The 21,271-nt window shown below is 41.0% G+C and carries 20 protein-coding genes and 1 tRNA gene; 6 read left to right on the forward strand and 15 right to left on the reverse strand.

Annotation, left to right across the window (positions count from 1 at the left end; translation table 11 throughout):
- Positions 1-30: 30 nt before the first annotated feature.
- The gene (locus VNN39_RS02515) at positions 31-5,175 is read right to left on the reverse strand and encodes a SpaA isopeptide-forming pilin-related protein (protein WP_338997815.1); all 5,145 of its coding nucleotides are present in this window, start codon (positions 5,173-5,175) and stop codon (positions 31-33) included.
- A gap of 223 nt (positions 5,176-5,398) precedes the next feature.
- Between VNN39_RS02515 and VNN39_RS02520 the strand changes: the two genes are divergently transcribed.
- Complete coding sequence (locus VNN39_RS02520) at positions 5,399-6,352, forward strand: zinc-dependent alcohol dehydrogenase family protein (RefSeq protein WP_165714265.1); 954 nt, start codon at positions 5,399-5,401, stop codon at positions 6,350-6,352.
- 26 nt (positions 6,353-6,378) lie between these two features.
- On the opposite strand, the gene gltX is transcribed toward VNN39_RS02520, so the two are convergent.
- Entirely contained in the window at positions 6,379-7,818 is a 1,440-nt protein-coding gene (gene gltX / locus VNN39_RS02525; protein WP_096368771.1) for a glutamate--tRNA ligase, read from the reverse strand.
- A gap of 145 nt (positions 7,819-7,963) precedes the next feature.
- Here gltX and VNN39_RS02530 point away from each other — a divergent pair, with 145 nt between their 5' ends.
- Complete coding sequence (locus tag VNN39_RS02530) at positions 7,964-8,458, forward strand: GNAT family N-acetyltransferase (RefSeq protein WP_017368775.1); 495 nt, start codon at positions 7,964-7,966, stop codon at positions 8,456-8,458.
- 30 nt (positions 8,459-8,488) lie between these two features.
- On the opposite strand, the gene ald is transcribed toward VNN39_RS02530, so the two are convergent.
- From ald to radA, 5 genes are all read right to left on the reverse strand, one after another.
- The gene (gene ald, locus VNN39_RS02535) at positions 8,489-9,610 is read right to left on the reverse strand and encodes an alanine dehydrogenase (protein WP_165711795.1); all 1,122 of its coding nucleotides are present in this window, start codon (positions 9,608-9,610) and stop codon (positions 8,489-8,491) included.
- A gap of 201 nt (positions 9,611-9,811) precedes the next feature.
- A complete protein-coding gene (locus VNN39_RS02540) occupies positions 9,812-10,318 on the reverse strand; it encodes a PepSY domain-containing protein (protein WP_165711794.1) in 507 nt (168 codons plus the stop codon).
- 135 nt (positions 10,319-10,453) lie between these two features.
- Positions 10,454-11,083: a pyridoxamine 5'-phosphate oxidase family protein gene (locus tag VNN39_RS02545; protein WP_213495779.1), complete on the reverse strand. Its 630-nt coding sequence runs from the start codon at positions 11,081-11,083 to the stop codon at positions 10,454-10,456.
- Positions 11,084-11,091: 8 nt separating this feature from the next.
- The gene (locus tag VNN39_RS02550) at positions 11,092-12,168 is read right to left on the reverse strand and encodes a PIN/TRAM domain-containing protein (protein WP_096368774.1); all 1,077 of its coding nucleotides are present in this window, start codon (positions 12,166-12,168) and stop codon (positions 11,092-11,094) included.
- 134 nt (positions 12,169-12,302) lie between these two features.
- Positions 12,303-13,664, reverse strand: a complete 1,362-nt coding sequence (gene radA, locus VNN39_RS02555; protein WP_338998082.1) for a DNA repair protein RadA — start codon at positions 13,662-13,664, stop codon at positions 12,303-12,305.
- Positions 13,665-13,852: 188 nt separating this feature from the next.
- Between radA and VNN39_RS02560 the strand changes: the two genes are divergently transcribed.
- Positions 13,853-13,925 (forward strand) — tRNA-Thr (locus VNN39_RS02560).
- Positions 13,926-14,174: 249 nt separating this feature from the next.
- Here VNN39_RS02560 and VNN39_RS02565 read toward each other — a convergent pair.
- The 8 genes from VNN39_RS02565 to infA form a co-directional block, all read right to left on the reverse strand.
- Positions 14,175-14,612, reverse strand: a complete 438-nt coding sequence (locus tag VNN39_RS02565) for a hypothetical protein (RefSeq protein WP_165713373.1) — start codon at positions 14,610-14,612, stop codon at positions 14,175-14,177.
- Between the two features lie 9 nt (positions 14,613-14,621).
- On the reverse strand, positions 14,622-16,106 hold the full coding sequence (locus tag VNN39_RS02570) for an S-layer homology domain-containing protein (protein WP_165711791.1): 1,485 nt from the start codon (positions 16,104-16,106) through the stop codon (positions 14,622-14,624).
- A gap of 392 nt (positions 16,107-16,498) precedes the next feature.
- The gene (gene rplQ, locus VNN39_RS02575) at positions 16,499-16,879 is read right to left on the reverse strand and encodes a 50S ribosomal protein L17 (protein ID WP_003133776.1); all 381 of its coding nucleotides are present in this window, start codon (positions 16,877-16,879) and stop codon (positions 16,499-16,501) included.
- 15 nt (positions 16,880-16,894) lie between these two features.
- Positions 16,895-17,833, reverse strand: coding sequence for a DNA-directed RNA polymerase subunit alpha (locus VNN39_RS02580; RefSeq protein WP_003133775.1), 939 nt, complete (start codon positions 17,831-17,833; stop codon positions 16,895-16,897).
- 51 nt (positions 17,834-17,884) lie between these two features.
- Positions 17,885-18,268: a 30S ribosomal protein S11 gene (gene rpsK, locus VNN39_RS02585; RefSeq protein WP_003133774.1), complete on the reverse strand. Its 384-nt coding sequence runs from the start codon at positions 18,266-18,268 to the stop codon at positions 17,885-17,887.
- A 17-nt stretch (positions 18,269-18,285) separates the two neighbouring features.
- Positions 18,286-18,651 (reverse strand): 30S ribosomal protein S13, encoded by a 366-nt coding sequence (rpsM, locus tag VNN39_RS02590; RefSeq protein WP_003133773.1) that lies wholly within the window; start codon positions 18,649-18,651, stop codon positions 18,286-18,288.
- A 17-nt stretch (positions 18,652-18,668) separates the two neighbouring features.
- Complete coding sequence (gene rpmJ, locus VNN39_RS02595) at positions 18,669-18,785, reverse strand: 50S ribosomal protein L36 (RefSeq protein ID WP_014024193.1); 117 nt, start codon at positions 18,783-18,785, stop codon at positions 18,669-18,671.
- 52 nt (positions 18,786-18,837) lie between these two features.
- Positions 18,838-19,056 (reverse strand): translation initiation factor IF-1, encoded by a 219-nt coding sequence (gene infA / locus VNN39_RS02600; RefSeq protein WP_003133772.1) that lies wholly within the window; start codon positions 19,054-19,056, stop codon positions 18,838-18,840.
- Positions 19,057-19,257: 201 nt separating this feature from the next.
- Between infA and VNN39_RS02605 the strand changes: the two genes are divergently transcribed.
- The 3 genes from VNN39_RS02605 to VNN39_RS02615 are packed head-to-tail and all read left to right on the forward strand — an operon-like array spanning position 19,258 to position 21,247.
- Positions 19,258-19,701 carry a zinc-dependent MarR family transcriptional regulator gene (locus VNN39_RS02605; protein ID WP_338997816.1) on the forward strand — a complete coding sequence of 148 codons (444 nt, stop codon included), beginning with the start codon at positions 19,258-19,260 and terminating at the stop codon, positions 19,699-19,701.
- A gap of 21 nt (positions 19,702-19,722) precedes the next feature.
- On the forward strand, positions 19,723-20,445 hold the full coding sequence (locus VNN39_RS02610; RefSeq protein WP_165711790.1) for a metal ABC transporter ATP-binding protein: 723 nt from the start codon (positions 19,723-19,725) through the stop codon (positions 20,443-20,445).
- On the forward strand, positions 20,438-21,247 hold the full coding sequence (locus VNN39_RS02615) for a metal ABC transporter permease (RefSeq protein WP_165711789.1): 810 nt from the start codon (positions 20,438-20,440) through the stop codon (positions 21,245-21,247). The genes VNN39_RS02610 and VNN39_RS02615 overlap by 8 nt, the downstream gene beginning before the upstream one ends.
- Positions 21,248-21,271: the final 24 nt, after the last annotated feature.

The following is a 21,271-nucleotide window of genomic DNA, read 5'->3' on the forward strand; positions in this document are numbered from 1 at the left end:
CCATCATTCTCGATGGCGCTTTTTTATTTTCTATAAATTAAGTTTTTTCTTTTTCATCAGTACAAGACTTGCACCTAGAAGTGTAACGATTCCTGAAACCAAAAGCCACAATCCGAGATTGTCCCCGACGATAGGAAGATTTGCTCTTGATTTGTTGATCAGTTTTCCTGCATCAATCACACCAGTCACACCTTCTTCTACCGTGACCTCTTTTGGCGTTTCATCTAAAACATAACCGTTAGGTGCTTGCGTTTCGATAAAACGATAGCGTCCTGGGCCTGGTACACTTGTAGTAACAAGACCATCAGCACCTGATTGGAGGTTGTCAACTAAAAGTTCCCAAGTTTGACTTTCTGCATTATAAGCTTCGACCTTGAAGACTGCACCTGCGAGTGCATGGTTTTGCTCATCCACTTTGAGAAGTTGGATGGCGTTGCTCTGCACATTTGGTCCTTCTACACGTCTATTTTCCAAAGTTCCAGCTTCAAAGATAGCTTGTTGACCTTCAACTACTGTAACTTCTTTTGGTGTCGTATCTAGGACATAGTTTGTTGGCGCTTGTGTTTCAATGAAGCGGTAGCGCCCATCTTCTTCTACGTCAAGTCTTACGAGACCATCCGCAGTCGATGTCAAGCCTGTCTCAATCGTTTCCCAAGTGCCATTGTTATAGAACTCTACCTTGAAGACCGCACCTGCGAGTGGGTTGCCTGCCTCATCCACTTTTTTCAGTTGGATAAGGGTTCTCATATGATTTTCAATCTCGCCAAAGTAGACCGGATTATCGTTTGTTCCGACACCCCCATCAACGATCGTCTGAACATTACTGATTGGGTTATCTGCCATGTCAAAACCGTCTGGTGCTTTTGTTTCGACAAAGCGGTAATCTCCAGGCTTACCGACCGATGTGTTGACGAAACCTTCTGCATTAGACGTTAGATTAGCAAGGTAAGTTTCCCAACGATTGGTCTCTGGGTTACGTTTTTCTAGTCTAAAGATAGCCCCCGCAACGCCTTGATTATGTTGATCAACTTTTTTCAACTGTACGGGATAAACCATCACAGGTGGTAAGATGGCTGCACCTTGAAGGTAACGGTTATAAATATTAACAGTCACATCATTATTACCGATAAGGCCCGGGATAGTTACTTTGTAGGTCGGTTGTTGCCCTTCTGGTGTTGCTTGTGGGTCTCTTTCGACTTGGGCATTACCTTCAAAGTTGCGCCCTTCAATCTCATAATTGTATTCCTTGATGGTGTATTTACCCGGTAGGAGGCCTGAGATTTTTTCATTTGTCGTTAACCCTGTCAGTTCTCCACGTTCTATACGAATCGCTTCAAAATCAGGATCATCATCCTTCGTTATCTTGATGTAGAAGTCTTCAGGGATTTGATTAAAAGTTACTCCTTCAAAATTCTTCGTCAAGTCGATCGAGCCTAAAGGCTCATAGTAGTTGTCAAAGCGGAAGACGATTTGGCTATCCTCACCTACCGTAACCGTGTGTGAAGTACTGCTGTCTTCGCCAGACTTACCCGCGTTAGCTGGGTTATCTAAATCAATAAAGCGCCAATGAGCCAATCTATGATTGTATCCTTCAACATCCATACCTGTTTCCGTGATTTCATAATCACCTAAAGGTATTTGAGCGAAGTTCACACCAGCTATAGCAACTGCATAGGAGAGCCTTCTTTCATAATAACCCTCTGCATTTAGGCTAAAGTTGAGTGACTCAAGAGTCGTTGCATCAGCACCACTAAATGTCTGCTTAGCTGTTATGGTCATTGCAAAGCTAGCCTCAGCCTGTGCTAAAGCTGCTGCATCCAAGCCATGGAAGACTTTTTGAACACGGAGCAGCTGGGTATCTGCGACTTGAGCATAGAGGTTTACAAAGCTAGCGATACCTGTTCCACCAGGTGGAACCGTTACTCGCTGGGTCGTTGCACCAGGAACATGGATATAATTATCTCCTGTAGTGTTGCTTTCAATATCTCCCCCTGTCTCGGTAACCATGTAAACACCTGGTTGCAAGTTCATAGGTTGTCCATTGGTATCCAAGAGTGTCAGAGTGACTCTACCATCATTAGCTATTGCTTGGTCAAGGACCGCTCCATCATTCAAATCAATCGTAGCCGCACCAACCGTTGTCGGCACTAAGCCAGTACTTATCACTTCAAAGTGTAATGGTGCGAGATTAAGAGAGCCATCTCTAAGAACTGCATCTAGAGTGTTGATATCGATTTTCGTTCCATCTTGACCTTGGAAGATAAACTCTTTCTGGATTTGGACTTGCCCTTGATATTGCAGTTGGAAAGTTCCGTTATTACCGAGGGTATTGACAACGATATTATCCCCTGTAGCTCGCGTTGGATCTGGTGTAATACTTTGTGTGCTGACCCATCCATCAGAAGCTGTTGGGTTTTGGGTTTTGTTAACCACGCGATTGCCATCGACATTTTGATAGAAAGGATTATCCTCACTTGGCTCAAAAGTTGCAAAAGAGTCATTAGCCGTCGCTGGCATTATCCAATCGTTCGACCAGAAGTTTGCAGGTACACTTGCACGATCAGCATTAAAGTCTGTCAAAAGACGTGCCTCGTCCAATGCGACATCAAACTTAACTTGGATCGGTGTTTGGTCTCCCGATACAGTTGTGCTGCCATTATTTGCACTTACTGTCCGCATCGGTAAGAGCTCACTCGGAATCCCCCAATGCACAAACTGATCATTTTCTTGAAGATCACGTGTTCCTGTTTCTCCAATACCGTAATCTGTCTCAACAGTTGTATCACTGAGTGCTGTATTTACACTAAAGAAGAGACGACTGATACTTTCAGCTGAACCAGACACTTCACTATTTACTGTTGCCTGCTGGAAAGGATAGACTTCTACCCTTAGAACGGCACCTGAAGAATCCGTAGCATTTCGGTAGTGACCATAGTTGTCTGCATAGTAGGTAAAACGACCGTTATCAAAAGTAGCAAGAATCGCTGCAACCTCAACACTGCTTGGTGTCAAAGCAACACCGTTTGCTCCACCTTCACCACGCACATACTCCGCCAAAGTTTCAGCAAAGTCTGTTGGCACTGATGTCGAAGGACTAAAGGTGCCCTTATCTGCAAAGGTGATGTTCTTCACCGCAGTAAAGTTCATATAATCGCCAAGAACATCAGAGAAGTCAAGAGAGTCTGAACCTAAATCTCCTTCGGCTTCGCCATCAACGATTGGCTTGTTACTTGTTTCTTGAATACTGTTGGTGATTTGTTGGAACGCTTCGCGCAAGTCTTCAATATTGCTCGCTTCGAAAAAGTCATCAGCATAGGCCAAGTCTGTTGGTGTTGTGAGGCTCGGCGTGGTATTGGCAATATTGACCGTACTTTCTGGCTGATTCCAGCGGTAACCACCAAAGCTTTCACGGTATTGTGCCAAGAAGTTGCCTGTTGTACCACTTGCAAAGTTATTGAGCAATGTCGTCATCGAGGGTGTTGTCACCGTTGGTCCCGGAAGATAGCTTGAATTTCCAGGTAAGAAACTATGACGGATGTTTGGCAAAATCTTGTCTGTATTCGTCGGAATGGGATTTAAGGTCGCATTGATGAGGTTTCTCTGTGACTCTGTCGGTTGAACACCTGTCGAGATGGTAAAGAAGCCTACATCTGCAGCTGGCTGACCTTCAGCCTCACTCGGTGCTGAGAAATACGCATCTAAAATTGTTGTTTTACGATAAGCCGCTGTCAAAGCAGTCATCACAGCAAGTCCTTGCTTACCGTAAGACCCATCCCCATAGAAAGGGCCTTGACCTGGTGCGGCAGCATTATCAATACGATTTCCGTTTGGACCAAGTACAACAGGAGCAGACGAGTCAAAGGCATAGTCAGGACGTCCCATGGTCGGCTTACCATCTGTCAACAAAATCATGTTGGGACGGCGTGTGACGTTAGCTTCTTCTGTCACGTTGCCATCAGTATCTGTTACAGGTACATTAACCTGTTTGTTGCTTGCATTCTCTAGGATACGGGCTGACTCACGAATGCCCCATTGAGTGGGTGTTGAGCCAACGACTGGAATATTAGCGGCTGGGGGAGCTATTGCTCCTTCACCTGCTGCTGTCGCATTCACGTTAACAGAATCACCTGATGAAGCGAGGGTAAAGAAGTTCCCACCTCCATTTGGCGCATAACGACCGAGATCCAAAACTTTTTGCACACGGGCATAACCACCTGTACGACCGCCATAAGCAACAACAGACACACGGTTAAGTGGGTTAGCATCCTGTAAAATACCGATAGCTTCATTAAGCGCATCAACCAGCAATGCAATACGTGAGCGACCAGCTCCTGGATCAATCTTCGTCATAGAGCCAGAAACGTCAATCGTAAAGACCGTATCCGCAGGAATCTGATAGCCTTCGCGCGTTGGCACGCTTTGAGACAAGGCTGATAGTGTAACTTCAAAGTCAGTTGCCCCCCCAAGCGTTCTTACCGTCTTATCTGTCCAGACGCGGCCATCATCAACAGCAGGAAGATTTGAGAAGATATTAGAGACATCATCGCTTGCAGGATCAGCTACCTTACTGCCTGCAATAACTGACCAAGGATAACCAGCCGTCGGCAAGACCGAACTCAGTCCCAGCCCACGTTCTCTTGGCGTTGTACCTCCTAGCGTAGCTGCTGCTTTCTCTGCTTTCTCCGTTTTCTCTGTTTCAGCTTCCGCTTTTTCCTTTTCGGTTGCCTTTAGTGGCACCGTTAAGACTTGATCTCCTAAAGTTACTTGAATCTCACCGTCTGTGATGCTCTCTTTAACGATTTGTAATTTTAGTGAGAAGTTACCTGTACTGGCTTTCGTCAAGCTTAGAACAACTTTATTGTCATCCACTTTATAAGTTGCCTCAGGTATTTCTCCAAGTCCTTCTTCTTGTTCTGTGGCAATAAAATCTGCCCCAGATAGAGTAATCTCTGTGTTTTCGGATGCTTCACTTTCTTTCACCTCGCCTTGGAGGGTAAGAAATTCTGGCTCTGCTTCATTATCCAGCTCAGCCACCGTAAGATTGACTCTTGGCGGTTCTCCCCCAAGGTCTAAGGTATCAGCTATCGCTCGAAGAGATGAACCTGGAAAAATCTGCGCTACAAGCAAAGCAATAGCAGCGATGTTCAATACTTTCGAGAGTAATTTACGCTTCATAAAACGAACTCCTTTGTAGTTTCGATACTTCAAGGGTATTTTTACACATTTTTACCCTATTGTATATTTTATATAACTTAAGTTTAACATAAGTTTACTTTTTGTCAAATCCTTTTCTTTAAATACCCAAACAAACAATAAAGACACATTCGTAATCTTTTTGTATATTTTATTTTTCATCAGCCACAACTCCGTCTATCCAGAAGTTTGCTATAATAAAGCCATGTACAAGTCATTCATTTACGAAAGCTATGGGCTGCCTCATCAGGTATTAACCCTTAAAGAAAGGTGTCAACCAAGTTTACACCCTCAAGAACTCCTTGTAAAAATGCTCTATGCCCCGGTAAATCCTTCGGATTTAATCCCGATGACAGGCGCTTATGCCCATCGGATAAGTTTACCTGCTGTTGCTGGCTATGAAGGAGTTGGGCTAGTAGTCGATGTCGGAAGCTCACTTTCACGAAAGCTTATCGGACAACGCGTTTTACCCTTGGAAGGAGAGGGTACTTGGCAAACTTATGTCAAATGCCCTGCTTCCCATACTTTTGTCATCCCTGAATGCTTAGACTCAATATCTGCCAGCCAACTCTATATTAATCCTCTGACAGCTTGGCTTCTCTGTACAGAAGTACTGAACCTTCATCCTGGGCAAAAACTAGCTGTTAATGCAGCAGGATCTGCTATTGGGCAAGTCTTTGCCCAACTTTCACGCATCTTAGGCTTCGACTTTATCGCTATTACCCGAGATGATAAGAAACACAAACTTTTAAAGGAGCGTGGAGCTCATGAATTACGCACAAACTTAATCAATTTAGAAGTAGATGCTGCTATTGATTGTGTCGGTGGAAAAGCAGGAACTGATTTGGCTGCTTGTGTCCGATCAGGTGGGAGGTTTCAAGCGCTTGGTCTACTTTCAGGTCAACAGGTAGATTGGGCAAAATTAGCCAAACTTCCCATCGACGTCAGCATCTTTCACCTGCGGCATTGGAATACCAAACTCAGTCCTGAAGAGTGGCAAAAAAGTCTGCAAACTTTAGCTAACTTGGTTGTTGATGGACACTTAATCCTCAACCAAGCTGTGGACATTATCCCTTATGACCAACTTATTGAAGCTTTAGAGTATTCACAAAAAAACAAACGCCTGATTTCATTCATACAAAAAACGCACGAGCTTTAACTCGTGCGTTTTTTTATTTTATTCTATTATAAGAATTGAGCCATATGTTCAAGAACTTTTTCTTTACCTAAAAGAGCGATTGTTTCAGGTAATTCTGGACCGTGCATACTACCAGAGGCAGCTATACGGATCGGCATCCAAAGATTTTTCCCTTTAACACCTGTTTCTTTTTGCGTTTCTTTGAAAAGTGGGAAGATGTTTTCGGCAGTGAAATCTTCTAAGTTTTCAAGTTTCGCGCGGAAAGCACCCACCGCAACGGGTGAAGTTTCCAAGTCCATCATTTGACGGGCTTCATCTGTGAGTTCTGGGAATTCACCAAAGAAGAGATCTGTTAACTCAAGAATTTCTTCTGCATACTTCATTTGCGGCTTATAAAGTTTAACCAGTTCTTCTGCACGCGCATCAAAACGGCCAGCTTCTTCAAGGAAAGGTTTTGTCAATTCGAAGACAGATTCAAACTCTGCATGCTTGATGTATTCGTTGTCCATCCATTCCAGTTTCTTTTGGTCAAACGCTGCTGGAGATTTACTCAAACGTTTTTCATCAAAAAGTTTCACAAGTTCTTCTGGGCTGAATTTTTCTTGTTCTCCCCCTGGGTTCCATCCTAAGAGAGCAATAAAGTTGAAGATTGCATCTGCCATGAAACCTTTTTTACGGTAATCTTCGATAAATTGAAGCGTGTTAGTATCACGTTTCGACAACTTTTTACCTGTTTCAGAGTTAATAATTAATGTCATATGGCCAAAGACAGGTGCTTCCCATCCTAAAGCTTCATAAACCATCAACTGTTTCGGTGTATTCGCAATATGATCATCACCACGAATAACGTGTGAAATTTGCATATCATGATCATCTACTACTACGGCAAAGTTGTAAGTTGGATAACCATCGCGTTTTTGAATAACCCAATCACCACCTATATTCCCACCTTCAAATTCGATATCGCCTTTAACCATATCTGTCCATTTGTAGATGGCTGTTTCATTTACAGAAATACGAACAACTGGTGTAATCCCTGCAGCTTTACGTTCTGCAACATAAGCCTCTTTCTCAGCTTCTGTCATCCCTGCATATTCATTAACATAATGAGGTGCAACACCTGCTGCTTCTTGTGCTTCGTGATCAGCTTCAAGCTCTTCTGGTGTTTTATAAGAATAATAAGCTTTACCTTCATTCAAAAGTTGGTCAATATATTTTTGATAAAGTTCTAAACGTTCTGATTGACGGTAATTTTCATGTGTTTCTGGGCTTTCATCCCAGTCAATCCCCAACCAACGTAGGTTTTCAAGTTGAGAGCGTTCCCCATCTTCTACGTGACGTTCACGGTCTGTATCTTCGATACGAATGATGAAATCTCCATTGTAATGACGCGCAAAAAGATAGTTAAAAAGTGCAGTACGGGCATTACCAATATGTAAAAGCCCTGTGGGTGATGGTGCATAGCGCACACGAATGTTATTAGACATATTTTTCTCCTGTTAGTTTCGGTCCTTTTTATTCTACCATATTATGAGCAATGTTTCTAACAGTGAGTCATTATAAAATCATACTGTAATTAAAGAAACACAAGCTTCATTGACTCGACAAGGAGGACCATGTTAGAATAGAGATATGACTAAAATTACATATGACAAAGCAAAAATCACAGACATTGATGATGTGATGCACATTGAAGAGACTTCTTTCCCGGCGGATGAAGTTCTCTCACGCGCTTCAATGTTAGAACGTATCCAAGTCATTCCTGAGCGCTTTTTTGTCGCTCGAAATGAAGAAGGTAAGGTGGTCGGTATCCTTGTGGGCCCAACTTCTGATAAATGTTACCTGACAGACGATATGTTTGAAAAAACAGAAGCAAGTCTTCCGACTGATCGCTTTCAAATTATCGTCAGCCTTGCTGTCGATAGTGAATACCAAGGACTGGGTATTGCTACAACATTGCTTGATTTGATGAAAGAAGCTGCAGCTGAGGAAAGTCGTCAAGGCATCAGCTTGACTTGTGTAGAAAACCTTATTCCTTACTACGAACGCTATGGTTTCGTTTCTAAAGGAATTTCCGACTCACAACTTGCAGGAGAAACATGGTACAACATGGTTCTACCTCTATGAAAAAACGCTGCTTAAGCAGCGTTTTTTTATTTATTCACTTATGACTTCATCAATATCTGTGTAAACCATATTATAGAAGTCAGCTACAGGTTTACATGTCAATTTACCATGGTCCGCATTTAAACCTTCTTTAAGCCCTGGGTTAGCTCTCAAAGCTTCTTTGTAACCTTTGTTTGCTATAGCTAAACCATTTGCAAGGGTTGCATTATTTAAGGCAGCTGTAGAAGTTACGGGAACAGCACCAGGCATATTACCAACACAGTAATGGATAACACCTTCTTCTTCAAAAACAGGATTGTCATGATAAGTCACATGAGAACTTTGACATGTCCCCCCTTGGTCAATCGCTACATCGACAATAACTGCGCCTTTTTTCATCAAAGGCAGATGTTCACGACGAATAAGTTGAGGTGTTGCTGCACCAGGGATAAGCGCTGCACCAATCACTAAGTCTGCTTTTGAAATAAGATCTTTGACTGTGTGATCTGTACTGTAAACAGTATTTACACGTCCCTCATAAAGTTTATCTAGTTCTGTTAAAGCATCTAAATTTACATCTACAGCAGTAACATTTGCATGCATACCAACAGCCATTGCAACAGCATTACGCCCTACAACCCCGGCACCACCAAGTACAAGAACATTTGCTGGAAGAACGCCAGTCACTCCGCCAAGAAGAACACCCCGTCCACCAAAAGGACGTTCTAAATACTTTGCACCTTCTTGAACAGATAGACGCCCCGCGATTTCTGACATTGGTTTAAGTGCTGGGAGAGCACCATTACGGTCACGTATGGTTTCATAAGCAATAGCGACAATTTTCTTATCTAAAACAGCTTTTGTCAGTGCTTTGTCTGCTGCTAAGTGGAAATAGGTATAAAATATTTGTCCCTCACGCATCAACGAATATTCTGGTTCAAGTGGTTCTTTAACCTTAATAATCATATCTGCTGTTTCATAAATATCTTCGGCAGTTGGTAGGATATTACACCCAACTGCTGTGTAAAGTTCATCAGAATATGATGACCCCTCACCTGCTCCTTTTTGAATATAGACATCATGTCCAGCTGCAACATAAGCTGCAGCGAATTCTGGTGCAAGGCCTACACGATATTCGTGTTTTTTGATCTCTGTTGGAACACCTATTTTCATAAATTTATCCTCCATATAGATATATGTTCGGGGCTTTTCCCCTTTTTATTTAAAACCATAATACGATAAAAGCGAGAATGTAACCGCCTTCATACTTAGAATAACATTTCTAAAGTTTTATTGCAACTATGAACTTATACGTATTTTTATTGTTAATGTAACAAAAAAAAAGCAAACTTTTTCAAGTTTGCTTTTTAATTGTCAATCCCAATCGCCTGTCTCAAATTTTACGATATCTCCCGTATAGACATCAATGTAAAACTCATGGGAAAGACCATCTGTTCCACGGTATTCAAGCTCCCAAACACGTGTTCCTGCCTCACGATCAATGCCTGAATGATTACGGAAAGTAGCCTGAATATTTCGTGACTGTAGGTGCCTTTCCGCAATTGCTCGTGCTTCGTCCAGGCCTATCTGCCGACCTTGCTGACCTGCTGCAGGAAGCTGTTCTGGGGCTGCTACTGGTAAATCTTGCGCAGGTGGCGGTGGTTCTTCTTGTACCGGTGGTTGCTCTGCTAAGGGAGGCTCAATGTCAATCACATTCATATCTTCTGCTTGTTGTGGAGGTTGCTGCTGATGCGTGAGTTGTTGGCGCTCTTGTTGTTCCTCAATAAAGTCAAGGGCGATGTACAAACCTCCAAGAGCCAAGATGACCACTCCTGCAATCGAGGCGATGATAATCAAAAGCCTATTTCTGTCCCTCTCCATTTTTTTCTCCTTTCTATATTTTTTATTAGAAAAAAATAAGTTTTTTATTACTTATATTATAACAAAGGACATTTTATAACTAAAAAGATATGCAAACATCAAAATTTTCCATAAATAAAAAGAAGTCCTTGGACTTCATTTAAATTCTATAATCTCAGCTCCATCTCTAAAACTTTCATGGACTAAGGAATGAATCTTAAGTTTGATAATAGCCATATTTGTCGCATTTTCATGTAGTTTAAGCAGATTTGGCTCATGTTTAACAACTTCTTTTGCAGATAAACCTTCTAAAATCTCGGCATCCACCTGATTAGAGGATAAACGCTCCCCTTTTTCCAAGCTGTCAAACCATGTGGTAAAAGAAACCCGAGGTCTGACCTTGATGTTTTGCACCTTACTGGCATGCTTATCAGCAACCATATAAAATACATTTTCTTCATGTACTGATTGGATAAAGCTCATGATTGTCGTTTCTTGCATGCCGTCTTTTGTTTGGCAACTCAAAATGAGGTAACCAGGAAGGCCGGATAATACTTGTCTGACCTTTCCCCCTTGACCTTGCGCACCAACGCTAGTTGCTTTTTTATTGGTTTTCAACACAGTCAACAGGACTAAAGGCAAGGTTAATACTGTATAGGAGACAAGTACAGCCAGAACGAAAGTTAAACTTTTATTTTGTAAAAAATTTGTCGAAACAATACCAGTAAGAACAAGTGCTGCTAGTATGTAGATCAGAAAAAGTTGTAAAAAGCGCTTAAAGTACATATTTCTCCCTATTTTGCATTAACGAGTTCAGCAAAAATCATACGTCCTGCACTTGTTTGCAAGACTTTTGCGACCTCAACCAAAACTTTTTGATCAATCATTTTGGCCGTATCTTCAATGACAATCATCGTACCATCCGGCAAATAAGCCACACCTTGTTGACGTTCAGAACCTTCACGAATAATCGTTACTTCAATCTGTTCTCCAACCACTAGCTGTGTCTTAACAGCATTTGCGAGATCATTAATATTCAAGACAATAACGCCTTGGATTTCCGCGACTTTATTCAAATTAAAGTCGTTTGTAACTAATTTTGCACTGATTTCGCTGGCATAGCGAAGCAGTTTAGTGTCAACCTCACGTATGTCCTTATAGTCTTTGTTTGAAATTTCCACATTGTCAAACTCTTTCAGGGAGTTTACAAGATCTAAACCTCGACGACCTTTGGCACGTTTCAGTGGGTCAGCACTGTCTGAAATAAGTTGAAGCTCTAGCAATACAAAATTCGGCACGATAACTTTATCACTGATAAATCCTGTTTTTAGAACATCCAAAATACGACCATCAATGACCGAACTTGTATCCAAAATCATAGCATGTTGAACTTGAACCTCTTCTTTTACAAGAGGCTTATCCACTGCAGCGACTTCTTTACGTTTACGAAAAACGATTTTAAAGATTTCATCCCCTCGCTTATCAAAAACAGTATAGCCTAGATACAGCAGACCAATAATAAGCACAAAAGAAATAATGTTACTCAATACTGGAATACCGAGTAAAGAGAGAGGAGTGGTTAAAAGCACACCTACGGTCAGACCCAAAATGGCACCAATAAAATTAAACACCATCTTTGAGAGATTGACTCTCGTGATTTTTTGATCTAGTTTTTTCAAAGCTCGCATCAGCAAATTGGACATAAAGAATGATAAAATAACAAAAATAATTGCTCCAATTAACCCATTTACAATTTCCTGATTAAAAGCATTTCCCTCTTGTCTAAAGAGGTGCCATACCCAAGGGAGAGTTGTGATACCCAAAGAGGCACCCACAATACCCATGAGAACATGAATTATCCAACGACGCATAAGACTTCCTTTCCATACATAGCCTCTATTTTTTTATAACTAAAAAGCTCTGTGTCAATTATATCACACATCATAACAAGATACCTGTTTGTCTCATTACAATTATGACAGAATGACTCACAAAGCCTCTTTTTTTAACCAAATACTTTTTTCAAACATTCAGATAAAGTTGTCACACCAACCACTTTCAAGTTTTCTGGAGTATTTACGCCTGCTAAGCTATTCTTAGGCGCATAAACTTTTTGGAAACCTAATTTACTCGCTTCATTAAGACGTTGCTCCATGCGTGTGACACGACGGATTTCACCAGTTAAGCCAATTTCACCAATAAAGCAATCGCGTGCATCTGTTGGCTCTTCTTTGTAGCTAGAAGCAATAGCTACTGCAACTGCTAAGTCAATTGCAGGCTCATCCAATTTAACGCCACCTGCTGACTTCAAGTAAGCGTCTTGTTGCTGCAAAAGAAATCCGGCCCGCTTTTCAAGTACTGCCATGATTAAACTCACACGGTTAAAGTCTAAACCGGAGGTTGTACGTTTGGCATTCCCAAACATGGTTGGTGTAGTCAAAGCTTGAATTTCAACTAATATTGGACGAGTACCTTCTAATGCACAAACAATAGCAGATCCGGTAGAACCCTCGAGACGTTCTTCCAGAAAGACTTCACTCGGGTTGGTTACTTCCACTAAACCACTGCCTTGCATCTCGAAAATTCCAATTTCATTTGTTGAACCAAAGCGGTTTTTGACCGCACGTAAAATTCGGAATGTATTTTGGCGTTCTCCTTCAAAATACAAGACGGTATCAACCATATGTTCCAACATACGTGGGCCTGCAAGTTGCCCTTCCTTGGTAACATGTCCCACAATAAAAGTCGCAATATCGTTAGTTTTGGCCAATTGCATTAATTCTCCTGTCACCTCACGCACTTGACTAACTGAACCCTGGGTACTCTGAATTTCAGGCGTCATGATAGTTTGAATCGAATCTACAATAAGAAAATCTGGCTGTAGACGTTCCACTTCATTTCGGATACTTTGCATATTGGTTTCGGCATAAAGATAAAAATCTGTATCAATGTCGCCCAAACGCTCAGCACGCAGCTTAATTTGTTGAGCTGACTCCTCCCCACTCACATAAAGGACCCGCCCTCTTGAAGCAAGTTGTGTAGATACTTGAAGCAGTAGAGTCGATTTACCAATCCCTGGATCGCCCCCAATAAGGACAAGACTTCCTGGAACAACACCGCCTCCAAGGACTCGGTTAAACTCATCTAGGTCGGTTTCCACGCGCGGTGTATCAAAAAGTTCAACCTGATCTAACTTCATGGGTTTAGAGTGCTGACCTGTCAAACTTACTCTCTGATTTTTTACCTCTTGGACTTCTACTTCTTCCACAAAGGAGCCCCAAGCGCCACAATTGGGACAACGTCCGAGTTTTTTTACTGATTTATAACCACATTCTTGACAAAGAAATGTTGATTTTTTTTTAGCTATTTTTCTGTCCTCATTTCTATTATTCTTATAGACTTTTATTCGTATTTTTGTTAAAATAATTATGGTTTAACTGTAAGCCGCTATAGCTCAGTCGGTGGAGTTGGAAGCACTTCTTCCAATATGTAGATAGAGATTTGCAAAGCAAATCCTCATCTGTTGCTCTCCGAGTGGGCGAAAACACAAATATAGCCGCTGTAGCTCAGTCGGTAGAGCAACACCATGGTAAGGTGGAGGTCGATGGTTCGATTCCATTCAGTGGCATGACTAAATTTTAGCCTTTTGAGGCTTTTTTATTTTCCCTATTATCTGATTATAACATATCAAAAGACGGAGTTCACTGACTGTTTCCCTTTCTTCTCAAAGAATTTTTCAAATCTTTAAAACATCTTCCTTATGATAACTCAATATAATAAAAATGGTAGTGTCGTCACAACTACCATTTTTATTATATTTACTAGAGAAGTACAGTCTAAGACACTCTGTACAGCTTATTTTTAGCTTTAAACAACGTTATTGTCCGAGAAGTTCTTTTACATTTTTTACAAATTCGTCCTTGTCTTTTGATCGTTCCCAGACAGTTAAAATTTCATTATCCGTCATACTGTGGGAATCAATACCCGCTTCATAAAGTGCAATCCGTGCTTGACCTAAGTCCGTGGTACTGCCTGATTCAGTTCTTATCGTGTGATCTGCTTCTGGAGCTTGGGGATCTGGAGATACTTTGGAAGCCTCTGTACTGGTACTATCCTTACTTGTTGATTCTTGTATTTTTTCTGGCTTAGACTGGTCTGCACTTACATCACTTTTTGATGTTTCTGTACTTTCTTTGCTTTTTCCTGCCACTGTACTGGAATCCGTCTGCGGTTTATTATTTGTTTGATGATTTCCACATCCAGATAAACCAAGCATACTGACAACGAGTAGAACTACTACTGATATTTTTTTCATGGTTTTCTCCTACTTAATCGCAAATACAGGACGACCTGCATTCCAATCCATAGCATCTTGACTAGGGCGCCCCCATAATTCACGTAAAGTTGTTTTTCCTGAAGGATAAAATAGCTTCCCATAAGGATCATTAATATTTACTCGTCCATTAGTGGCGTCATAGTCGGAAACGACAACGGCATGACCGATACCCACATTAATATAAAAGATGAGAGGATATCCTGCTCTGAGCAAAGTTTCTGCTCGGTTGATATTACTAATAACCTCTACACCACGCCCATAAGCTTTCGCCGTATTGATCAAATCCTTACCTGAGAGTCCAAAGCTCTCTTGGCTAATCGCATCTGCTTTTTTAGCAACAATTCCTGGATCAACATTTTGTCCATAGCTTCCACGTAGAATCATAGCCAAACTCGTAGGCACACACCCAGAAACTCCTACATTGGAGCCATTCAATCGGTTATTCTTCCATCTTGCATCCAACTGAGAATAATATATTGGTTGATTAGCATATGGCTGAGGTGCTGCAGGAAGCTTCTGATTATTCACTACAACACTATAGAAACGATAGAGAAATGCGGCCATCTCTCCACGGGTAATATCCGCATCAGGTTTAAAAGATGTTGCTGTATATCCTGTCGTTATCCCCTTTGAACTTAGCCAGCCTATATCATTTTTAAACATATGATTTTGGACATCCCAAAATTTTGGATTATATTTTGCAGAAGCAGGGGTTTTTCCTGATTCTTTTGCCATTCTGTGTAGAAAGGCCGCCATTTGTCCACGAGTTACCTTACCATTAGGATTATAGTGAGGGGCTGTCCCATTGGATACTGTTGTCGCTGTCAACCAAAGGATTTGGTTTTTATACTGACTAACGTCTGTATAAACATTGAAAGGTGCTTTGTATGCTGGAGCTCCTGCCAAGCGGTGTAGAAACACAGCCATCTCTCCGCGTGTTACTTTTGCATTAGGGTTATAGGTGGTTGGTGTATAGCCTGTCGTAATGCCACGTCCATAAATCCAGTTGATGTTATTTTTGAACATTGACTGTGAGATATCTCTAAAAGGAGACCCCGAATTTTTTACTGGTAATTGTTTAAGACTGACACCCACTCTCGGGAGATTTTTGCGTGAGAAATACTCTTGGGCAACCGGCTTCTTGCTCACTTCCTTCTCGTTATTTTTCTCCTCTGGTTTTTCGGTTGTGTTTCCTGGAGTTGTCCCTATTTCTTCAGTTTCCTTGTCTGAAGAGTGAGAACTCTGATGGTCACTTTCAGAACCACTTTCTTCAAGAGAGCTATCAGCAGTAGAGCTATTTTCAGAACTTTCTTCTAAACTACTAGAAGCTTCTACCTCTTCTTGTCCGTTACTCGATATCGGGGCACTACTGTCCATATTTGTTGCTATAAGTTCACTGGCACCTACCAAGGTTCCTTGTGTGGACGATAAAAAGAGAGCGCTAAGCATGAGTATTTTTTTATATTTTTTCACAAATGATATTCCTTTTTTTCATAAATTCCTATTCATACGTCCTTAACAAAAAAGCGTCCTCGTGATTTATTACAATCATTCCACACTACAACAGACACTATATCCTCTCCTAAGTTCGTAGTCCATAATTTGATTATACCATATCAAAGGAAAGAATTTTCTACTATTTTAAATTTCACAGTTAAAAAAAGCCCCTTCACATAAAAGAGACAAAAATTTTTTTATAAAAAGCAAAAAAAAAAAACATATTGAGTGAACTACCGAAATAAATATTTCGGCAGACAGAGCTAGACTAAGCAGTGCTACTCGACGTTTATACGTCAACTCAAACACAGCGCCATCATCATAACACTCAATAAGTAATCTTATATAATATTTAAATCCGAACTCTCTTAAACAAGCTCGATGATTGCCATAGGGGCAGCATCACCACGACGTGGTTCAACTTTCAAGATACGAGTGTAACCACCGTTACGGCCTTCGTAGCGTTTAGCAATATCGTCGAACAATTTTTGAAGTGCAGTTGGGAAAGTTTCAGTTTCTTCGTTGAAATCTTTAATAGCGATTTCGTTACGAACGTAAGCTGCTGCTTGACGACGAGCGTGCAAGTCACCACGTTTACCAAGAGTGATCATCTTTTCAACTGTTTTACGGATTTCTTTAGCACGAGCTTCAGTTGTAACGATTGTTTCGTTGATGATAAGATCAGTTGTCAAATCACGAAGCATAGCTTTACGTTGTGAAGATGTGCGTCCAAGTTTACGGTAACCCATTTTTTTCCTCCTGTATTATTTTCGTTTTTTGAGCTCCAAGCCCAAGTCAGTCAATTTAACCTTGACTTCTTCTACTGATTTGTGACCGAGGTTTTTGACTTTAATCATGTCAGCTTCACTCATTTCCACAATATCAGCTACGGTATTGATTCCAGCGCGTTTCAAACCATTATAAGCACGAACTGAGAAGTCCATTTCTTCGATAATTTTATCGAGAACACGTTCTGTTTTAACTTCTTCTTTAGCCACGAGAGTTTCAGATTCTGAAGCTGTTTCTGACAAGTCAACAAACAAGTTCAAGTGATCTGTCAAAATCTTCGCAGAGAGAGACAAAGCATCGTCAGCAACGATTGTGCCGTTAGTAGTGATTTCCAAAGTCAATTTATCGTAAGATGCATCACCACCTACACGAGCTGGTTCTACTTGATAGTTAACTTTGCTAACTGGTGTGTAAATTGAGTCCACAGCAATTGTACCGATAGGTGCACCTTCGACTTTGTTTTCGTCAGCAGGAACATATCCGTAACCTTTGTTTACTGTCATCACAGCACGCATAGAATGACCTTCTGCGATAGAGAAAAGATAATGGTCTTTGTTGACAATTTCGATATCACTATCTGTCAAAATGTCACCTGCAGTTACTGTCATAGGTCCAGTAACGTCAAGCTCAATTTGTTTTTCATTTTCAACGTAAGATTTGATCGCAAGTCCTTTAATAGCAAGGATGATTTGGACCACATCTTCACGTACACCAGGGATTGTTGCGAATTCGTGTTGAACACCTTCAATTTGGATTGAAGTAACAGCAGACCCAGGCAATGAAGACAAGAGAACGCGACGCAAAGAATTACCTAAAGTTGTACCATAACCACGTTCAAGCGGCTCTACTACAAACTTACCGTAAAATTCTGTTTCGTCAAATTTAATAATTTTTGGTTTTTCAAACTCAATCATGTATAGTCTCCTCTAAAAGAAAAGTAAAGTGATTTTGCAACTCACTAACGATTATACACGACGACGTTTTGGAGGACGTGCACCATTGTGAGGTACAGGAGTCACATCACTAATAGAAGTTACGTTAAGACCAGCAGCCGCGAGTGCACGGATTGCAGATTCACGACCTGAACCAGGACCTTTAACTGTAACAGATACTGTTTTCAACCCTTGCTCTTGAGCAGCTTTAGCAGCAGCTTCAGATGCCATTTGTGCAGCGAATGGTGTAGATTTTTTAGAACCTTTGAAACCAAGTGAGCCTGCAGATGACCAAGCAAGAGCGTTACCATGAACGTCAGTAATCATAATGATAGTGTTGTTAAAAGTTGATTGAATGTGGGCGATACCAGTTTCAATATTCTTTTTCACACGACGTTTACGAGTAATTTTTGCCATTTTAACTCCTTTCTAGATTATTTTTTCTTACCAGCGATAGCTTTAGCAGGACCCTTACGAGTACGTGCGTTGTTTTTTGTGTTTTGTCCACGTGTAGGAAGTCCACGACGGTGACGCATACCACGGTAGCTACCAATTTCCATTAAGCGTTTGATGTTGAGGTTTACTTCACGACGAAGATCTCCTTCGAGTTTCAAGCCGTCAAGTTCACGACGAATTGCGTCTTCTTGATCAGATGTAAGATCTTTAGTACGTACATCTTCTGAAACACCTGCAGCAGCAAGCACTTTTTTAGCAGTTTGAAGTCCAACACCGTAAACGTATGTCAATGAAATAACGATACGTTTTTCGTTTGGAATATCAACTCCAGCAAAACGAGCCATAATTTAATAGTTCCTTTCTATCCCTGACGTTGTTTATGTTTTGGATTTACAGGGCAAATTACCATAACACGACCGTTACGACGAATTACTTTACAGTATTCGCAGATTGGTTTAACTGATGGTCTTACTTTCATTGTGTCTTCCTTTCTATGGTTACTGTGCTTTCGCACTCAATGAATGTCCAGGTTATTTAAAACGGTAGGTAATGCGTCCACGTGTCAAATCATATGGTGACATTTCCACTTGCACGCGGTCGCCAGGCAGGATACGGATATAATTCTTACGAATTTTTCCAGAAATCGTCGCCAAAACTTTGTGACCATTTTCAAGTTCAACAGTGAACATCGCATTCGGCATAGTATCAACTACTTTACCTTCAATTTCGATAACATCATCTTTTGCCAAGCAAAAGTACCTCCTTAAAAATCCCCGAAAGATACAAGTGTATCTAAAAAGTCGGACTGATATATTATAGCACACTGACTGACAAATAACAAGTCCTCTATTTATTTTTTTCCTTTATTTTTCTTTCTGTTTTAATATTAACCGGTTGACATTTAATAGGAGGCGTGTTATCATTAACCAGTAAACGAAAGGAGAGGGATTATGCATACAAATTTAGAAACCCAAATTGATCAATTTTTATCTCAAGTCATGCAATTTGCTGAAAACAAGCACGAAATTCTTCTCGGAAAGTGTCAGAGTGATATTAAATTAACTTCTACTCAAGAACACCTCCTGATGCTCCTGAACGGAGAACCAACAACAAATGCTCGGATGGCAGAAACCCTCTCGGTTTCCCCTGCTGCCATCACCAAAGCTTTAAAAAAGTTACAAGATTTAGAACTTATATCGCCCACCAAAAGTGAGACCGATGAACGTGTTGTTTTATGGAATCTAACAGAAAAAGCACTGCCCATTGCACGTGAACACGCTGCACATCACGAGGCAACACTAGACAGTTATCAGCAACTTACACAGAAATATACAGAAGATGAACAAAAAGTAATCCAAGACTTTCTTCATCAACTTGCTGAAAAATTTAAGTAGTTTAGAAAGTAAATAAAAATTATGCCTTATATTGATGTTCAAAATGTAAGCTTTTATTATGACAACAATCCTGTTTTAGAAGATGTGAGTTACTCCGTTAACCCGGGGGAGTTCGTAACTTTGACCGGAGAAAACGGCGCTGCAAAGTCAACGCTAATCAAAATAACGCTCGGTATTTTAAAACCGAAGTCAGGTAAAATCATCATCGCACGCCACGACACACAAAATCGCCGTTTACGTATCGCCTACGTCCCACAACAAATCTCAAGTTTTAATGCAGGCTTTCCCTCAACTGTTCATGAATTTGTTCGCTCTGGACGCTACCCACGCAAAGGTTGGTTCCGTAAACTTAATGCACATGATGAGGAACACGTGGAAGCTGCGCTTAATGCTGTAGGCATGTGGGATTTTCGCCATAAAAAAATCGGAGAACTTTCCGGTGGACAAAAGCAACGTATCATCATTGCCCGTACGTTCGCTTCTGACCCTGATGTATTTGTTCTGGATGAACCAACTGTCGGCATGGACGATGTAACCACAGAAGCCTTTTACGAGCTCATGGCTCATGCTGCACATGAGCATGGTAAAAGCGTCCTCATGGTTACACACGATCCTGATTCTGTTAAAAAATACATGGACCGAAACATCCATCTCGCTCGAGACAAAAATGGAAAATTTGAATGTTTTGAAGTCCATGGCACTCCTAATGGAAAAATGAAAAAGGAGGTAAAAGCTAATGCTTGAAATCCTCTCTTATGACTTTATGCGTAACGCCTTACTGGCGACAACAGCCATCTCACTCTTTGCACCACTTCTCGGTGTTTTCCTTGTCCTTCGTCGTCAGTCCTTACTCTCTGATACACTCTCGCACGTTTCTCTAGCAGGTGTTGCTTTCGGAGTCCTCTTTAGTTTAAATCCTACGTGGACAACTTTAATTGTCGTTATTATTGCTGCTATCTTTATGGAATTTCTCCGGACTGTCTATAAAAATTACCTTGAGCTCGCAACGGCTATTTTAATGTCTGCTGGGCTCGCTTTAGCCATGTTTATTATCAATGTGGCAGGAAGTAAAACCAGCATTAGTATCGACCAATACCTTTTTGGTTCTATTGTAACTATTGCTACCCCACAAGTTGTAATGCTCTACATCATCGCTCTGATTGTTCTTGCTGGATTTATCTTCTTCCTCCGTCCACTTTATGTAATGACTTTTGATGAAGATACCGCATTAGTAGATGGCCTTCCTGTCCGAGCCATGTCAATGATTTTTAATATCGTGACTGGGCTGGCAATTGCCTTGATGATCCCAGCCTGTGGCGCCCTACTGGTTTCCGCAATCATGGTTTTACCTGCTAGTGTTTCTATGCTTATTGGAAAATCCTTTAAAACCGTACTCATCTGGTCGGTCATCATTGGATTTATTGGTATGAACAGTGGATTAATAATTTCTTATTATTTCAATGCACCTGCAAGTTCTGCGATTACCTTGATCTTCGTTGCACTTTTTTTAATTGTTTCCTTATTGAAGCGTCTTTTCCGAAGATAAATAAAAAACCTGAGCTAATGCTTA

The organism is Lactococcus formosensis (assembly GCF_037892375.1).
GTDB classification, from domain to species: domain Bacteria; phylum Bacillota; class Bacilli; order Lactobacillales; family Streptococcaceae; genus Lactococcus; species Lactococcus formosensis.

What these genes read in the sequence shown, in the direction of transcription:
- VNN39_RS02515 (WP_338997815.1), bottom strand. Translation starts at nt 5,175, where the DNA reads ATGAAGCGTAAATTACTCTCGAAAGTATTGAACATCGCTGCTATTGCT.
- VNN39_RS02520 (WP_165714265.1), top strand. Translation starts at nt 5,399, where the DNA reads ATGTACAAGTCATTCATTTACGAAAGCTATGGGCTGCCTCATCAGGTA.
- gltX (WP_096368771.1), bottom strand. Translation starts at nt 7,818, where the DNA reads ATGTCTAATAACATTCGTGTGCGCTATGCACCATCACCCACAGGGCTT.
- VNN39_RS02530 (WP_017368775.1), top strand. Translation starts at nt 7,964, where the DNA reads ATGACTAAAATTACATATGACAAAGCAAAAATCACAGACATTGATGAT.
- ald (WP_165711795.1), bottom strand. Translation starts at nt 9,610, where the DNA reads ATGAAAATAGGTGTTCCAACAGAGATCAAAAAACACGAATATCGTGTA.
- VNN39_RS02540 (WP_165711794.1), bottom strand. Translation starts at nt 10,318, where the DNA reads ATGGAGAGGGACAGAAATAGGCTTTTGATTATCATCGCCTCGATTGCA.
- VNN39_RS02545 (WP_213495779.1), bottom strand. Translation starts at nt 11,083, where the DNA reads ATGTACTTTAAGCGCTTTTTACAACTTTTTCTGATCTACATACTAGCA.
- VNN39_RS02550 (WP_096368774.1), bottom strand. Translation starts at nt 12,168, where the DNA reads ATGCGTCGTTGGATAATTCATGTTCTCATGGGTATTGTGGGTGCCTCT.
- VNN39_RS02565 (WP_165713373.1), bottom strand. Translation starts at nt 14,612, where the DNA reads ATGAAAAAAATATCAGTAGTAGTTCTACTCGTTGTCAGTATGCTTGGT.
- rplQ (WP_003133776.1), bottom strand. Translation starts at nt 16,879, where the DNA reads ATGGGTTACCGTAAACTTGGACGCACATCTTCACAACGTAAAGCTATG.
- VNN39_RS02580 (WP_003133775.1), bottom strand. Translation starts at nt 17,833, where the DNA reads ATGATTGAGTTTGAAAAACCAAAAATTATTAAATTTGACGAAACAGAA.
- rpsK (WP_003133774.1), bottom strand. Translation starts at nt 18,268, where the DNA reads ATGGCAAAAATTACTCGTAAACGTCGTGTGAAAAAGAATATTGAAACT.
- rpsM (WP_003133773.1), bottom strand. Translation starts at nt 18,651, where the DNA reads ATGGCTCGTTTTGCTGGAGTTGATATTCCAAACGAAAAACGTATCGTT.
- rpmJ (WP_014024193.1), bottom strand. Translation starts at nt 18,785, where the DNA reads ATGAAAGTAAGACCATCAGTTAAACCAATCTGCGAATACTGTAAAGTA.
- VNN39_RS02605 (WP_338997816.1), top strand. Translation starts at nt 19,258, where the DNA reads ATGCATACAAATTTAGAAACCCAAATTGATCAATTTTTATCTCAAGTC.
- VNN39_RS02610 (WP_165711790.1), top strand. Translation starts at nt 19,723, where the DNA reads ATGCCTTATATTGATGTTCAAAATGTAAGCTTTTATTATGACAACAAT.
- VNN39_RS02615 (WP_165711789.1), top strand. Translation starts at nt 20,438, where the DNA reads ATGCTTGAAATCCTCTCTTATGACTTTATGCGTAACGCCTTACTGGCG.